The following is a 15,760-nucleotide window of genomic DNA, read 5'->3' as shown; positions in this document are numbered from 1 at the left end:
ACAAGGGAGCACGAATGTCGCACACCGTCGTGACCGGAGGATGCGGGTTCATCGGCAGCCACCTGGTGGAACGCCTCGTCCGGGACGGACACCGAGTGGTGGTCTACGACCCGGCGCCCCTGCCGCCCGGCATCGAGGGGATCGCCGAACACGTCCGGGCGGACATCCTCGACGAGCGGCGAGTGTCCGAAGTGGTCGACAGCGCCGACACCGTCTACCACCTGTCGGCCATGGTCGGTGTGGACCGCTACCTCGCCCGGCCGCTGGACGTGATCGAGGTGAACGTGCTGGGATCACGCAACGTCCTGCGCGCGGTGCACGCGACGGGCGCCAAGGTCGTGATGGCGAGCACCAGCGAGGTGTACGGCCGCAACCCGGCGATCCCCTGGGCCGAGGACGCCGACCGCGTCCTGGGCTCCACCACCGCCGACCGCTGGACCTATTCGTCAAGCAAGGCAGTGGTCGAGCACATGACGTACGGGTTCGCCCGGCAGCACGGCGTGCGGGCGTCGACTGTGCGGTACTTCAACGTCTACGGGCCACGCCAGCGGCCGGCGTACGTCGTCAGCCGGACGATCCACCGGCTGCTGACCGGAAAACCCGCGCTGGTCTACGACGGTGGCAGGCAGACGCGGTGTTTCACCTACGTCGCCGACGCCATCGAGGCGACCGTGTGCCTCGCCGACAACTCCGAAGCCGACGGCCAGGTCTTCAACATCGGCAGCGACCAGGAGACCAGCATCGGCGAGATCGCGCGGCTCGCGACGCACCTGATCGGCGGAACGGTGTCGTCGGTCGACACCGCGCACACACTCGGCGAGCGCTACGAGGACATCGAGCGGCGTGTACCGGATGTCAGCAAGGCCAAGGCGGTGCTGGGGTGGCGGGCCACGACCGAGGTGGCCGAAGGCCTCGCCACCACGATCGAATGGGCGCGGGGGGCACGGTGGTGGCTGGCGCTGACGTCCTAGGGCCTGTGGCCCGCCACGATGACGTACCCCATCTTGGTGCGGCAGATGTCGAACAGCGGTCGCATGCCGTTCTCGTACATCGCCACCTTCTCGGCGCCGTGCGCGTCCGCCAGCGCCTCCCGGCGCCGGGCCACGTGCGCGAAGTACTCGGTGAACGTCCGCCTGATCTTGTCGCCGCAGCTGACGAACTCGTCCACGACGAGCCCCGCCGCGGTGACCGTGTCGAGCACTCCGGAGACCGGCAGCGGCGCGGACATCTCGCCGAACTTGAGCACCTCGATGTCGTCCGCGGTCAGTGGCGCGTCCGCAGTGAACTCGGTGATCACGTACCGGCCGCCGGGCCGCAGCACCCGTGCGATCTCCCGCAGCCACAGGCCGCGATCCGCCGCGTGCGGCAACGAGTCGAACGCCAGCACCGCGTCGAACTCGTCCGCCGGGTAGGGCAACGACTCGGCGTTTCCGTACTCGAACCGAACCTGGCCACGCAGACCGGACGAGTTCGCACGCGCGGTCGCCTCCTTGACCTGCCAGCCGCTGACCGTGATGCCGGTGACGCGTGCGTCGGTCCGCTGGGCGAGGCGCACCGCGGGGACACCGACACCACAGCCGACGTCCAGCACGTGCTGCCCCGGGCGGGCTTCGAGCTTGCCGGTGACGATGTCGGCGAGCCTGTTGGTGGCCTCCAGCCACGGGGTGGTGTCCGCGTCGTCGTACCAGTAGCCGTTGTGGAGGTTCCCGCCGAAGATCTCGACCAGACCGGCCACGTCGTCGTAGAAGTCGCCAACGCTGTCGGACGTGACGTTGCTGAGCTGCTTGCTCATGATGACCCCATCGCCTCTCACCGGATGGCTACAGTACAAAACTGTAGCTACCTATGACTACCACGCAATCAGGATCATCCTCCAGTGCTGCGGGTGTTCTCAAGCACCGGGACCAAGAGCTAGCATCGAAGCTACAAGATTTTCAATCTTGGAGGTGATGATGAGCACCCAGGTCCGGTTAGGCCGGTGGCAGACGGCGCGCGAGGCCATGAACGCCCGGTGGCATCAGCTCGCACTCGCCCTGTTCATGCTGATCGTGACGCTGCACTGGGTCGAGCACATCGCGCAGGTCGTCCAGGTGTACTTCCTGGACTGGAAGCGCGCCGACGCCGGTGGCGTCCTCGGGATGTGGTATCCGTGGCTGACCAGGACCGAGGCGTTGCACTACGGCTTCGCCATCGTGATGCTGGTCGGCCTGATCGTGCTGCGCCCCGGCTTCACCGGCACATCGCGCCGGTGGTGGACCGCGGCCATGTGGATCCAGGTCTGGCACCACTTCGAGCACCTGCTGTTGCTGGTCCAGGCTGGAACCGGAACGAGGCTGCTGGACAGTTCGGTGCCCACGACACTGTTGCAGCTGGTGATCCCCCGAGTCGAACTGCACATGTTCTACAACGCACTGGTTTTCGTGCCGATGGTCGTCGCCATGTGGTATCACCGCAAACCACCGGCCGACGAGCCGCACACCGCGGTCTGCTCCTGCACGGTGCGCCACGCATGAGGTATCGCGAACTGGCCGTGCGCGGGGCGTTCGAGTTCACGTCGCAGTGCTTCCCCGACGACCGCGGATTCGTGGTGTCGCCGTTCGACGAGTCCACGTTCGCCGCGGCGACCGGGCGCGGTCTGTTCCCGATCGCGCAGATCACGCACAGCATGTCGCGGCGAGACGTGATCCGCGGCGTTCACTTCACGGCCACCCCGCCGGGCAACGCCAAGTACGTGCACTGCACGCACGGGAAAGTCCTGGACATCGTCGTGGACCTCCGCCTGGGGTCACCCACGTTCGGCAGCTGGGACACCGTCGACCTGACTGCCCGAAACGGCCGCGCGGTCTACGCTCCCGTCGGCACCGGGCACGCCTTCGTGGCGCTGGAAGAGGATTCGGTGATCTCGTACCTGTTCTCCCAGAAATACGACACCGGCTACGAACTGGCGGTGTCGGTGTTCGATCCGATGCTCGGGCTGCCCGTCCCGGACCGGCCGGGCATGCTCCTGTCCGAACGGGACAGGGCCGCGCCCACACTGACGGAGTTGCGGGACACGGGCCGGTTGCCGTTGTACGAGGCGTGTCTACGGCTCGACGAAGGACTTTCCAGGTACGCGGCGGGTGGGCACCCTTACTGACGGACTCCGACGAACATGCCGCGGTTGGCCAGCCCGCCTTCGATGTACGCCGCCGGGCAGCCTGCCTGCGCGAACGCCGTCAGGTACTCGTCCTTGGTGAACAGCGTGAGCACGGAAACCTGTTTCAGGTCACGGATCCCGTGGCGGTCGCCGATCAGGAACCGGACCTCGAGTGTGGTCGTGCGATCGTGCCGGACGGTGTGTGACACCCGGGCCACCGTCAGTCCGTCCTGGTTGACCAGATCCCCCGCGACATGACCGTCGACGAAGGTTTCCGGGAAGTACCACGGCTCGACCACCAGAACACCGCCAGGGACCAGGTGCCGCGCCATGCTGCACAGGGCGGCGCGCAGGCTGGGCAGGCCACCGACGTAGCCGATCGAGTTGAACATGCAGCAAACGACGTCGAACGTCCGCCCGAGGTCGAAGTCCCGCATGTCGCCGTCGTGGATGGGGACGCCGGGCAGCCGCGCCTCGGCGACCGCCCGCATCGCCGGGGCGCGGTCCACGCCTTCGACGTGGTCGAACAGGTCGCGGAAGGTCTCCAGGTGGGCCCCGGTACCACAGGCGACGTCCAGCAGTGTCGCCGCCGCCGGAAACCGGGCCGTGGCCATCTCGGCGACAGTCCTGGCCTCGTCCGCCCAGTCCTTGCCCCGACCGCGGTACACCACCTCGTAGATCTCCGCGAAGCCGGAGCCGTACGAGAGGCTCACCTCCGGACTCCGACGAACAGGCCTCGCTCCGACCAGCACCGGTCACCGGTCACGAAGTCGACGGCGCACCCGGCGCGGTCGAACGCGGCGCGGTACTCCTCCTCCGTGAACAGGGTCAGCACCTGCACGTTCACGAAATGCCGGATGCCCATCGGGTCGGCCACGACGAAATGCGCCTCCTGGCGGACGACCTGGTCGATCCGGACCGAGTGCGACACCCGCACCACCGTCCGGTCGCCTTCGCGGACCACGGCCTCGCCGACGTATCCGTCGAGAAACCGCTCGGGGAACCACCAGGGTTCGACGACCACCACTCCGCCGCGCGGCACGTGCCGGGTCATCGCCGCGATCGACGAGCCAAGCTCCTCCACTGTGGACATGTAGCCGATCGTGCTGTACAGGCAGCAGACCGCGTCGAACGTCCGCCCCACGTCGAAGTCCCGCATGTCGCCGTCGTGGATGGGCACGCCGGGCAGCTTGGCGGTGGCGATCGCCCGCATCTGCGGGGAGAGCTCGAGTCCGGCCGTGTCGGTGAACTCGCGTCGCAGGTACCGCAGGTGCTCCGCGGTTCCACAGGCCACGTCCAGCAGGGAGTCCGCCCCTGGGTCCCGCTCCTTGACAACGCGGGCGAGCTTGGCCGCCTCATCGGCGAAGTCCTTGCCCCGGCCGCGGTAGAGCTGGTCGTAGACCTCGCTGAGCTGCCGACCGTAGACGTTCTCGTGTACGGTCAGGTCAGTGCTCGTGTCGGCGGTCACGACTGCGCCTTCCTGGCACCGGCCAGGCGACTGGTGACGGCGTCGTGCAGCACCGAGATCGTGTGGTCCACGTCCTCGTCGGTCAGCGCCTGGTGCAACGGCAGGCACAGGGTCATCTCCGCCGCGCGCTCGGCGTTCGGCAGCCGCACGTCACCGGCGCCGTAGGCCGCCACGCGGTGCAGCAGCGGATAGCGGAAGGTCGTGTAGATCCCGTTCTCGTAAAGGTCCTTGGCCACGACGTCCCGGATGCCGCCGTCGATCTGGAGCCAGTACAGGTAGTTCGAGCTCACGTGGCCCGGCGGCAGCGGGGGTGGCAGCAGCACGCCGGGCAGGTCGGCGAGGTCCTTGTGGTAGCGGGTGACGATCTCCTGTCGTCTGCGCAGGAAGCCGGGCAGCCGGTCCATCTGCACGCAGCCGATCGCGGCAAGCACGTCGTTGGTGATCGACCGCCGGGAGAACGAGGAGACCTCGAAGTCCCACCAGCGCGCGTCGGTGCGCTGCGCCTGGGAGAAGCCGCTGAACTGCTCGAGGCCGAAGTAGAGTCGCTTGGCCGCCGCAGCGACCATGTCCGGGTCCTTGGCGTAGAACATCCCGCCGTCCACGGTGACCACGACCTTGCCGTGGTCGAAGCTCCACACCCCCATGTCACCGAAGGTCCCGCACGCGCGCCCGTCCACACTGGACGCCACGGCGCACGCGGCGTCCTCGATCAGCAGGACGCCCCGGTCCTCGCACACCTCGGCGATCTGTTCGACCTCGCCGGGGTAGCCCCCGTAGTGCAGCAGGAGCACCGCCTTTGTCCGCGGGGTGAGCGCCTTCTCCAGATCGGTGACGCGGACGTTGAGCGTCCGCGGGTCCACGTCGCAGAACACCGGTCGCGCTCCGGCGGACGCGACCGCGTTGGCTGCGCCGACAAAGCTGACCGCGGGCAACACGACCTCGTCCCCCGGTCCCACCCCCGCCAGTTCGACAGCGAGAAAGGTCGCCTCGGTGCACGAATTGGCCGAAGTGACGTGCTCACCGCCGACGCCGAGGTGGTTGGCGAACCTGGTCTCGAACTCCTGGGTGCGCGCGCCCCGGCCGAGCCAGTTGCTGCGGAAGACCTCCGCGACAGCGGCAAGCTCGGCATCGCCGAGCGACGGCTGGAAGATGTTGATCACTCCGACCCCCTCATCGCGAGGATGAAACTTTAATAAGTTATAACGTGATCACGCTAACCCGGCCAACCACAGCTTGCCCTGTCGACCCGATAGGAGCAAGATAAGGAGGTAATGACGGCCTGGGGGCCCGACGACACCCCCGACCTGCGACCACACTTCATAAAGAAACATTTAACGACCGCTCGTTGGCCCGCAGGACGGGCGGCGGTGAACGCGCCACCCTCTCGTGCGGTCCACCACGGCACCGGCGCCATGCGGCGCGACGGGCTGGCGCGGAAAGGAAAGGCTGTCGTGCGATTCCTTCCCGGTACGGACTCCATGAGGGTGGCTGTCATCGGCTTCGGCTACGTCGGCACCTGCCTTGGCGTGACGCTGGCGCGTCGGGGCATGCCGGTCGTGGCGGTCGACAGCGACCGGGCAGTGATCGACCAGGTCCGTCGCGGCACGAGGGACATCCCGGAGCCCGGACTGGCCGAAGCGCTCGCGGACCTGGCCGGTACCACGCTGTTGACGTGCACCAGCGACTACGCGGCCGTTCGGGACGCGGACGTCGTCCTGATCACCGTCGGCACACCGGTCGACGAGTACGGCGCGCTGGTCACCGGCCAGCTCGAGGAGGCGTGCCGCAGGCTGGCACCGCACCTGCGCCCAGGCCACCTGGTGATCCTCAAGAGCACGGTGTCCCCCGGCACGACCCGGACCTTCGTGGCTCCACTGCTGGACGACAGCGGCCTGACCCACGAAGTGGACTACGGGCTGGCGTTCTGCCCGGAACGGCTGGCCGAGGGCGAGGCGATGGCACAGCTGGCCGAACTGCCCGTGGTCGTCGGCGGGTGCGGGCCGGACAGCTCGGCCGCGGCCGCCGGTTTCTGGACTCGCGCACTGGGCGTCCCGGTCCGGCACGTGCCGACCGCGGACACCGCCGAGCTGGTCAAGCTGGCCACGAACTGGTGGATCGACGGGAACGTGGCGATCGCCAACGAACTCGCCCAGCTGTGCGCGGGCTACGACGTGGACGTGCTGGACATCCTGGCCGCCGCCAACGAGCTGCCCAAGGGCCAGCGGCACGTCAACATCCTGCTGCCCAGTGTCGGCGTGGGCGGGTCATGCCTGACCAAGGACCCGTGGATGGCGTGGCGCGCGGCCAAGGACAGCGGTCTGGACATGCGCACGATCGAGACAGCACGGCGGGTCAACGACGAGATGCCCGCGTACACCGGTCAGCTCATCCGGGACGAGCTGGTCAAACTCGGCAAGGATCCGGCGTCGGCCAAGGTCGCGGTGCTCGGCGTGGCGTTCAAGAACGACACCGGTGACATCCGCGGAACCCCGGTCAGGGGCGTGGTGGACAGCCTGCGCGGCGCCGGGACCGAAGTGGCGTTGTTCGACCCGCTCGCCGATCCGGCCAAGGTCGCCACCGAGTTCCGGCTGGCGCCGCGAGCCAGTCTCGCCGACGCGGTCGACGGCGCGGACGCCGTGGCGATCCTCGCCGGGCACCGGCAGTTCCACGACATCGACTTCGCCTGGCTGCGGACCCGGGCGCGGATGCCGTGCCTGGTCTTCGACGGCCGGGTCTACTACCCGGCCCCCGTCGTGCGGAGCCTGCGTGAGCTCGGCTTCCACTACCGCGGCATCGGCCGGTGACACACGGCGGTGACGATACCGGCAGGAAGGGAATCTGCGTCATGCGCGTACTGTTCGCGAGTATTCCGGCTCTGGGGCACCTGCTACCCATCGTCTCGCTCGCCTGGGCCTACCGGGCGGCCGGGCACGAGGTGGTGATCGCGGTCGCCGAGCACACCGACAAGGCCGTGGCGACCGGGCTGCCCGTGGTGGACGTGGCACCGGGCTACGACACGATCTCGGTGCTCGAGAAAGCGTTGGAGGACAACCCGGAGATCGCGGAGCGATGGGCCGACCCGTTGCGGGACGACCCGGCCGAGTGGGCCGCGATGTTCGCGGCCACCAACCGTCCGCTGATGGACCGCACGATGGACCTGGTGCGGACTTGGCAGCCGGATCTGGTGGTCTACGAACAGATGGCCACGTTCGCGCTGATGGCCGCCGCGGCGCACGGGGTTCCCGCGGTCCAGCGCAACCTGGGCATCGTGCGGACGGGCACCATGCACCAGGCCACCGCCGACCACCTGCCGGACATGTGTGAGCGCTACGGCGTGCCGCGCCTGCCCGAGCCGTTGGCGACGATCGAGCACGTGACACCCAGCATGCTGCCGTTCGACAAGCCGGAAGGCTGGTTCATGCGGGAGGTGCCGTACAACGGTGGCATCGTGCTGGACCGCGTCCCGCAACGCGGCGAACGGCCGTGCATCGCGATCACCATGGGCACCGTCAAACCGACGTTCTCCGCCGAGGCGGCCACCACGGAGAGCGGCGAGATGCTCGCGGGGTACTGGGGTCTGGGGCCGCTCGACCGGCTGATCAGTGAGGCGAGCAAAGTGGACGCCGACTTCGTGCTCGCACTCGGCGACGTGGACCCCGAGCCACTGGGCACGCTGCCGCCGAACGTCCGGCCGATCGGGTGGACGCCGCTGGATTCGTTGCTGCGCACGTGTTCCGGTGTGGTCCATCCCGGCGGCGGCACCACGATGATCGCGGTCGACGCCGGGATACCGCAGCTCCTCGTGCACCCGCCGACCGGGCAGGGCAACGAGTCGACCGCCAGTGCAGTGCTCAAACGCGGCATCGGCCTGGTGACCACCGAGGACACCGTGCAGGCAGAGATGCTGGAACGGCTGCTGACCGACGCACAGCTGCGCCAGGCGGCCACGGAGGTTCGCGCGGAGAACGCGAGCCTGCCGTCACCCGCGGCGACGGTGACGCGGATTTCCGAAGCACTGGAGGCACGCTGATGCGGGTGTTGTTCACCTCCACCCCCGGGATCGGGCACGCTTTCCCGCTCGTGCCGCTGGCGTGGGCGATGCGGGCCGCCGGGCACGAGGTGCTGTTCGCGTTCGCCGAGCACACCGCGAAAATCCGCGACGCGGGCCTGCCCGTCGTGGACGCGGCACCGGGCTACCAGGCGATGGAGGTGCTCGGAAAGGCCTTCCAGGAACGGCCGGTGGTGATGGAGACGTTCACCCAGGTGCCGCTGCAACAGGACCTGACACTGTGGGCGCCGGTGTTCGCGGAGATCAACCGTCCCCTGGTCGCGCGGACCGTGGCAGTGGCCAAGGAGTGGCAGCCGGACATCGTGGTGCACGAGCACATCGCGACCTTCGGCCTGATCGCCGCGGCGGCCTGCGGAGTACCGGCGGTCCAACGCAACCTGGGCACGTTCCGAACCAACCGGATGCACGCGGCGACCGCCGAACACCTGGGGGACCTGGACCGCTATGGGCTCGACGCACTGCCCGACCCGGTGCTGGCGCTGGAGAACGTGCCGCCGAGCATGCTCGCGGGGGCCCCACCCGAGGGACCGTTCATGCGAGAGCTCCCGTACAACGGCGGTGCGGTGCTGGACGATGACCTCTCGGTGCCGGGGCCGCGGCCCCGGATCGCGGTGACACTGGGGACGACCGGCCCGCAGTTCCAGGGCATCGCGCCGGTCGAGCGCGTGGTCGCACTGGCACCGGAGGTCGACGCCGAGTTCGTGATCCTGCTTGGCGACGCCGATCCGTCGACGCTCGGGGACGTCCCGCCCAACGTGCGGGTGGTGACCGGGTGGACTCCGCTCGACGCCTTGCTGCGGACGTGTTCCGGGATCGTGCACCACGGCGGCGGTGGCACGACGATGACCGCGATGGACGCGGGAACGCCCCAGTTGCTGGTGGTGGACACCATGGACCACGGCGTCACCGCTGCCGCCGCCGTACGCAAACGCGGCGCGGGTCTGGTGACGGCCCAGGACCAGCTGAACGCCGCGCTGCTGCACCAGTTGCTGACCGACCGGCAGTTGCGCGACACAGCCGCGGAGATCAGGACCGAGATCGAGAGCCTGCCCTCCCCCGCGGACGTGGTGCCGACGCTGACCGGCCTGGCCGGATAGCACCGGACAAACGGGACGCCGTTGACTTCCCGGGCGCGACTATATATAAGTGAAGTGATCAGACGCGAAGCTGGAAGTTCGGAGACGACTCCATGCCCATTCCCGTGAAGCGCCATCGCACAGCCGCCGTGCCCCTCGCAGTCGTCCTGCTCGCCGGTGTGGTCTCGGCCGGCACCGAGTTCACGGCCACGGCCGAGCCGGGCATCGTCACGGTCAGCTCGAGCCTCGTCGGTTCGGACGGCAAGAGCTACGCCGTCACCAACCACCTCACTCCCGAGTCGAGAACGGACAGTCGGGGACCGAAGCGGGAATGGCTGCTGGTGTGGGCCGGAGACGCCGCCCCAGCGCAGGAAGCCAAGCCGGATCCGGACTTCCTCGCGGTCGTCGACGCCACACCGCACTCGCGGCACTACGGCAAGGTCGTCAACACGGTCACCATCGACTCCGCGTTCGGCAACGAGCCGCACCACATGCAGTACATGTGGCACAAAGGACAGCGCGTCTACGCGGGCGGCCTGTTGTCGGACACCACCTACGTGTTCGACGTGTCGAAGCTGCCCGAGGTGAAGCTCGCCGGGGTGACGCTGCCCGCCGACACCCCCTGCGGATCCGCGCCGGACGCCTACTGGGTGCTCAAGGACGGCACGGCGTACGCCAGCTACATGGGCGGCCCGGACGTCACCGGCCCCTGCCGTTACACCAACGGAGAGGTGCGCGACGGCAACGGTTTCGCCGGTTCACCCGGCGAGATCGTCCACATCGGTCCGGACGGCAAGGTGCTCGCCGAGATGCCCGCGGCCAGCAGGGAGTCCGAGGATCCCAAGGTCTGCCCGAACATCCCGGCACTACCGCGGGCCACCTGCGCGAACCCGCATGGCATCCAGGTCCGTGAGGACCTCGGCCGCGCGATCACCAGCGACTTCGCCGAGGTGCGCAACCTGATTCCCCACCCGCCGACTGACCCGTACATCGGCCGCGACACCGTCCGCACCTTCGACATCAGCAACCGCAGCGACGCGAAACTGGTGTCCACCTCGCGGTTGCCCGACGGGCCGCGCCAGGAACCCGATGCCCGCTGGGAAGAGCCACGAGCGGTGATGGAGGTGACCGTCACCAACCAGCGCCGGAACAAAGGCGCGTTCGCCGGAACCATGGGCGGCGGCGCCGTCTACTACACACCGGACATCACGGCCGCGAACCCGCGGTGGCGGCAGGTGTTCGACGACGCGGCCGCGTTCCGCAAGCTGTTCCCCGTGAACACCCCGACGTCCGAATCGGACGGCGGCAGCTGGCTGCAGGTCAGCCCGGACGACCGGTTCCTGTTCCACATCGTGCTGCAGGGCGGACCGCGCTCGCCCCGCGAACGCGAGACCGGCATGGTCTACGTGCTGGACATCCAGCAGTTGCTGGCAGCCGGCGGCAACGCCCGCTGCACCATCGACGAGATCGGCGAGGTCACCAGGGGCGGCCGCGAACCGGACTGCCCGAAGCTGGTTGACGCGCTGCCGATCAGGGACACCACGAGCGGCGGCCCGCACTGGGGCGCGCTGGACAACTTCCGGCTCGGTTCCGACGGCAAGTACCACGAGACCAGCCAGGTGCGTCGGCTCGCGACGGCGAACTACTTCGTGTCGGCCGTAGGCGCCGACGGTGACCACCGGGTGTGCATGATCGACGTGTCCCACCGGGGCACGCTGTCGCTCGACCGGTCGTTCGGCGACCAGCACTCGCGGACACCGTGCGTCGACTTCGACCGTGCCCGCTGGCCGCACGGCGCCAAGGGCGGCGCGAAGCCGCACGGCGTCCTGTTCGCGGTCGCGGACGCCGACGTGCGGTGACTCCACATCGACAACGACAGGATTCGAAGGTATCGCGGTGATCAGGGGGCACGCGAATGTCCGATGCGTCCACAACGCACCCGGCGCTTCCCAGCGACGCGGGAGCGCGATTCGCCTCGTCCGCGCGATCGGTGCGGACCACCGCGGAACCGGTCGAGTCGTGGCTCACCGACGTCGCGCGACGTTCCCGGATGGCGGTCAGCATCGCGCCGCTGACCGGTCTGCCCAACTGGTACGCCGATCCGGACACCGGTGACATCCGCCATCGCAGTGGCAAGTTCTTCACCATCCACGGGCTGAGAGTGGACCTGCCCGGCGCGCCCGTACCCTGCTGGGAGCAGCCCATCATCGACCAGCCGGAGATCGGCACGCTCGGCATCCTGGCCAAGGAGTTCGACGGCGTACCGCACGTGCTGATGCAGGCCAAGAACGAGCCGGGCAACGTCAACGGGCTGCAGCTGTCCCCCACAGTGCAGGCCACCCGCAGCAACTACACCCGGGTACATGGCGGCCGTGCCGTGCCCTACCTGGAGTACTTCCAGGACTCGCCGGTCCACCGGCTGGTGACCGACGTCCGGCAGTCCGAACAGGGCACGTGGTTCTTCCGCAAGCGCAACCGCAACATGGTGGCGGAGACCAGCGACGACGTCGAAGTGCTCGACGGGTTCCGCTGGCTGAGCCTCGCCCAGGTACACCGGCTGCTCAGCGTTTCCGACATGGTCAACATGGACACTCGGACCGTGTTGTCCTGCCTGCCCTTCACCGAGGTCGACCCGGCCGGACCGGGCGTGGACGAGTTCCACACCGCGCTGGCCAGATCCACCGACGCACGCCACGGCAGCAGACACCACATGGACGACATCCTGAAGTGGATCACCGACGTGCGCACGGCCATGGACATCCACACCGACCGCGTACCGCTCGACCTGCTCACCCACTGGTACAACGACGGTGACCGGGTCCGCCATGTGCGCGACTGGTTCTTCGACGTCATCGGGGTGCGGGTGGAGACCGTCGGGCGCGAGGTGAGCCAGTGGTCACAACCGATTCTGCGACCACGTGCCATGGGCGTCGTCGCGTTTCTCGTACACCGGATCGACGGCGTGCTGCACGTCCTCGTGCACGCGCGCGCCGAGCCCGGATACGTCGACGTCGCGGAGCTCGCGCCGACCCTGCAGTGCACGCCGGCGACCCTGGCGCACCTGCCGGAGAGCGCTCGACCGCCACTACTCGACCACGTCCTCAACGCCCCTGGGGACCGGATCCGGTTCGACGCTGTCCAGTCGGAGGAAGGCGGCCGGTTCTACCACGCCCGCAACCGCTATCTCATCGTGGAGACGGATCTCGGCACCGCCGTGGAGGACCAGTACCCGAACTACCGCTGGATGACGCCGCACCAGCTGGCGGATCTGCTGCGGCACAGCCATTACGTGAACGTCCAGGCGCGCAGCCTGCTGGCCTGCCTGCGCAGCCTGCACACGCCGCCGCCCGGCCGCTGACATCCATTCACCGACTGCGGGACGGAGCGCTGCATGACTACACTGGTGTGGGATTACCGCCAGGAGTACGAGGCGGAGCGAGACGACATCCTCGAAGCAGTCGACCAGGTCTTCCGGTCGGGCCGCCTGGTGCTCGGCGAGTGCGTCCGACAGTTCGAGGAAGAGTACGCGTGGTACCACGGCGCGCGCCATTGCGTCAGTTGCGACAATGGAACGAACGCCATCGTGCTCGCGCTCCGGGCCCTGGGGATCGGCCGCGGCGACGAGGTGATCACAGTGTCCAACACCGCGGCGCCGACGGTCGTGGCCATCGACCAGATCGGCGCGAGGCCGGTGTTCGTCGACATCCACGAGGACACGTACCTGATGGACACCAGCCAGGTGGCGGACGCAATCACGGACCGGACCCGCTGCCTGTTACCCGTCCACCTCTATGGGCAGTGTGTCGACATGGCCTCGTTGCGCGGGATCGCGGCGGAGCACGGACTGCCCATTCTGGAAGACTGCGCGCAGTCGCACGGCGCGCGCCACCACGGCGAACTCGCCGGGACGATGGGCTCGGCCGCCGCGTTCTCGTTCTACCCCACCAAGGTTCTCGGTGCGTACGGCGACGGCGGTGCCGTGATCACATCCGACGACAACGTGGCAGCCGACCTGCGGCGGTTGCGGTACTACGGTATGCGGGAGCGTTACCACGTGGTCGCCACGCCCGGGCACAACAGCAGGTTGGACGAGGTCCAGGCAGAGATCCTGCGCCGCAAGCTGACCAGGATGGACCGGTACATCGCGGCACGGCGCGCGGTCGCCCGCCGCTACGCCGACGGCCTCGGCGACACCGGCCTGGTGCTGCCGGAGATCGCGCCGGGCAACGACCACGTGTACTACCTGTACGTGGTGCGCCACCCGTGGCGCGACGAGATCCTCAACCGCCTGCGGGAGTACGACATCGAACTGAACGTGAGCTACCGCTGGCCGGTGCACACCATGTCCGGGTTCGCACACCTGGGCTATCCACACGACTCGCTGCCGGTCACCGAGGCCATGGCGGACCAGATCTTCTCGCTGCCGATGTACCCGTCCCTGTCCCCCGGTGTGCAGGACAAGGTGATCAACGCGGTGCGCGAAGTCCTGGCCGGACTCTGAGGAGCGCGGATGGAGATCGTCGGCCGGGGGTTCACAGCCCGCCACCTGGCGCCGCTCGCGGACAGGCACCCGGATGTCACGGTTGTCGCGGCGGGCGTGTCGACCACGGCAATCGAGGACGTGGCCGCGTTCGACCGGGAGGCCGAACTGGTCTACCAGGTGCTGCGGCGATGCCGGGCCGAACGCCGGACCGTGGTGTTCTTCTCGACGTCCTCGCACGCCATCTACGGGGCCGACGGCTCGCCGGGCACCGAGGACGGCCCGGTGTACCCCACATCGGTCTACGGCAGGCACAAGCTCGCGTTGGAGGCCGCGGTCCGGTCGTCCGGCGCGGACTGGCTGATCCTGCGGCTGACCCACCTGATCGGGGACGGGCAACCTCCGCACCAGACGATCCCGCTGCTGGTCAAGGGAGTGTTGTCCGGCCGTGTCACGGTCCACCGCGACACGTACCGCGACATGGTCGACGTGCGGCACATGGTGACCGCACTGGACCGCCTGCTCGCCGACGGCGTCCGCAACACGGTCGTCAACATCGCCTCCGGCATCCCGCAGCGCATGGAGACGGTCGTGTGCGGCATCGAACAGCGGCTCGGCCGCGTCGCCGAATGGCACATGGTCGACGTGCCGCGGACCGAGACGACCGTTTCGACGGCACGACTCCGCGAACTAGTACCGGAGGTGACGGATTTCGGCTTCGGGCCGGACTACCTGTCGGCCCTGCTGGACCGCTACATAGGAAAGGACCCCATGCCACCGGGAACCGCGGCAGCCGACGAGAAGCAACGCGACATCTACGACCGCGCCGAAACCTACGAGGCGTTCTACCGCGGCCGCGGCAAGGACTACGAGGCCGAGTCGAACACGATCACCAAACTGGTACTGGACCGAAAACCGGACGCGTCGTCGCTGCTCGACGTCGCATGCGGGTATGGTGGCCACCTGCACCACTTCGACAAGGCGTTCCGGCACGTCGAAGGCCTTGAACTGTCGCGGGAGATGATCAGCGCCGCCGCCAGGCGGATCCCGGGCATCACGGTGCACCACGGCGACATGCGCCAGTTCCGGCTGGCACGCCGGTTCGACGCCGTCACGTGCATGTTCAGCTCCATCGGCCACCTGGACACGACCTACGAACTGGCGCAGACGCTGCGGTCCTTCGCCGAGCACCTCACGCCGGGCGGTGTCATCGCGATCGACCCGTGGTGGTTCCCGGAGACGTTCCTGCCCGGTTACGTGGGATCCGACGTGGTCACCGACAACGGCATGACCATCGCCCGGGTGTCGCACTCGGTGCGGGCGGGCACGGCCACCCGGATCGAGGTGCACTACATCGTCGCCGAGCCGGGCAAGGGAATCCAACACTTCGCCGACTGCCACCGGATCACCCTGTTCACGCGCGAGGAGTACGAACAGGCCTTCCGAGCGGCGGGATGCGACGTGGAGTACCTGCCGGGCGACCCAGCCGGCCGTGGGGTCTTTGTCGGCGTCCGATCCTAAGGGGGACATA

At 68.5% G+C, this 15,760-nt stretch carries 14 protein-coding genes; 10 read left to right on the top strand and 4 right to left on the bottom strand.

The genetic code is table 11. The features are described 5' to 3' along the window. The first annotated feature begins 14 nt into the window (after window positions 1-14). Window positions 15-971, top strand: a complete 957-nt coding sequence (locus ALI144C_RS37515) for an NAD-dependent epimerase/dehydratase family protein (protein ID WP_076991953.1) — start codon at window positions 15-17, stop codon at window positions 969-971. On the opposite strand, the gene ALI144C_RS37510 is transcribed toward ALI144C_RS37515, so the two are convergent. Next, window positions 968-1,792, bottom strand: a complete 825-nt coding sequence (locus ALI144C_RS37510; RefSeq protein ID WP_076991952.1) for an SAM-dependent methyltransferase — start codon at window positions 1,790-1,792, stop codon at window positions 968-970. The genes ALI144C_RS37515 and ALI144C_RS37510 overlap by 4 nt on opposite strands. A 160-nt stretch (window positions 1,793-1,952) precedes the next feature. Here ALI144C_RS37510 and ALI144C_RS37505 point away from each other — a divergent pair, with 160 nt between their 5' ends. Together ALI144C_RS37505 and ALI144C_RS37500 are read left to right on the top strand one after the other, a co-directional pair. Next, window positions 1,953-2,513, top strand: coding sequence for a hypothetical protein (locus tag ALI144C_RS37505; protein WP_237774500.1), 561 nt, complete (start codon window positions 1,953-1,955; stop codon window positions 2,511-2,513). Next, on the top strand, window positions 2,510-3,136 hold the full coding sequence (locus ALI144C_RS37500; RefSeq protein ID WP_076991951.1) for a dTDP-4-dehydrorhamnose 3,5-epimerase family protein: 627 nt from the start codon (window positions 2,510-2,512) through the stop codon (window positions 3,134-3,136). Before ALI144C_RS37505 ends, ALI144C_RS37500 begins: the two co-directional genes overlap by 4 nt. Here the strand turns inward: ALI144C_RS37500 and ALI144C_RS37495 are convergent. From ALI144C_RS37495 to ALI144C_RS37485, 3 genes are read right to left on the bottom strand one after another with little or no spacing between them, the layout of a single operon-like run. Further along, on the bottom strand, window positions 3,130-3,849 hold the full coding sequence (locus ALI144C_RS37495; RefSeq protein ID WP_076991950.1) for a class I SAM-dependent methyltransferase: 720 nt from the start codon (window positions 3,847-3,849) through the stop codon (window positions 3,130-3,132). The genes ALI144C_RS37500 and ALI144C_RS37495 overlap by 7 nt on opposite strands. After that, complete coding sequence (locus ALI144C_RS37490; protein ID WP_237774499.1) at window positions 3,846-4,604, bottom strand: class I SAM-dependent methyltransferase; 759 nt, start codon at window positions 4,602-4,604, stop codon at window positions 3,846-3,848. Before ALI144C_RS37490 ends, ALI144C_RS37495 begins: the two co-directional genes overlap by 4 nt. Continuing rightward, on the bottom strand, window positions 4,601-5,764 hold the full coding sequence (locus ALI144C_RS37485) for a DegT/DnrJ/EryC1/StrS family aminotransferase (protein ID WP_076991949.1): 1,164 nt from the start codon (window positions 5,762-5,764) through the stop codon (window positions 4,601-4,603). Before ALI144C_RS37485 ends, ALI144C_RS37490 begins: the two co-directional genes overlap by 4 nt. Before the next feature lie 318 nt (window positions 5,765-6,082). On the opposite strand from ALI144C_RS37485, the gene ALI144C_RS37480 reads away from it, so the two are divergent. From ALI144C_RS37480 to ALI144C_RS56905, 7 genes are all read left to right on the top strand, one after another. Next, entirely contained in the window at window positions 6,083-7,408 is a 1,326-nt protein-coding gene (locus ALI144C_RS37480) for a nucleotide sugar dehydrogenase (RefSeq protein WP_143231097.1), read from the top strand. Window positions 7,409-7,449: 41 nt separating this feature from the next. Next, entirely contained in the window at window positions 7,450-8,634 is a 1,185-nt protein-coding gene (locus ALI144C_RS37475) for a nucleotide disphospho-sugar-binding domain-containing protein (RefSeq protein WP_076991948.1), read from the top strand. Then, window positions 8,634-9,770 carry a nucleotide disphospho-sugar-binding domain-containing protein gene (locus ALI144C_RS37470; RefSeq protein WP_076991947.1) on the top strand — a complete coding sequence of 379 codons (1,137 nt, stop codon included), beginning with the start codon at window positions 8,634-8,636 and terminating at the stop codon, window positions 9,768-9,770. The genes ALI144C_RS37475 and ALI144C_RS37470 overlap by 1 nt, the downstream gene beginning before the upstream one ends. Before the next feature lie 92 nt (window positions 9,771-9,862). After that, the gene (locus ALI144C_RS37465; RefSeq protein ID WP_076991946.1) at window positions 9,863-11,608 is read left to right on the top strand and encodes a selenium-binding protein SBP56-related protein; all 1,746 of its coding nucleotides are present in this window, start codon (window positions 9,863-9,865) and stop codon (window positions 11,606-11,608) included. A 56-nt stretch (window positions 11,609-11,664) separates the two neighbouring features. Continuing rightward, entirely contained in the window at window positions 11,665-13,107 is a 1,443-nt protein-coding gene (locus ALI144C_RS37460) for an NDP-hexose 2,3-dehydratase family protein (RefSeq protein WP_076991945.1), read from the top strand. A gap of 33 nt (window positions 13,108-13,140) precedes the next feature. Continuing rightward, on the top strand, window positions 13,141-14,250 hold the full coding sequence (locus tag ALI144C_RS37455) for a DegT/DnrJ/EryC1/StrS family aminotransferase (RefSeq protein WP_076991944.1): 1,110 nt from the start codon (window positions 13,141-13,143) through the stop codon (window positions 14,248-14,250). 9 nt (window positions 14,251-14,259) lie between these two features. Continuing rightward, window positions 14,260-15,750 carry an NAD-dependent epimerase/dehydratase family protein gene (locus tag ALI144C_RS56905; protein ID WP_202819145.1) on the top strand — a complete coding sequence of 497 codons (1,491 nt, stop codon included), beginning with the start codon at window positions 14,260-14,262 and terminating at the stop codon, window positions 15,748-15,750. Window positions 15,751-15,760 lie beyond the last annotated feature (10 nt).

Source organism: Actinosynnema sp. ALI-1.44, from assembly GCF_001984155.1.
In the GTDB taxonomy this organism is placed as follows: Bacteria; Actinomycetota; Actinomycetes; order Mycobacteriales; family Pseudonocardiaceae; genus Kibdelosporangium.
Note: the sequence above shows the minus strand (reverse complement) of the source record. Positions and strands in the feature narration are given on the sequence as shown.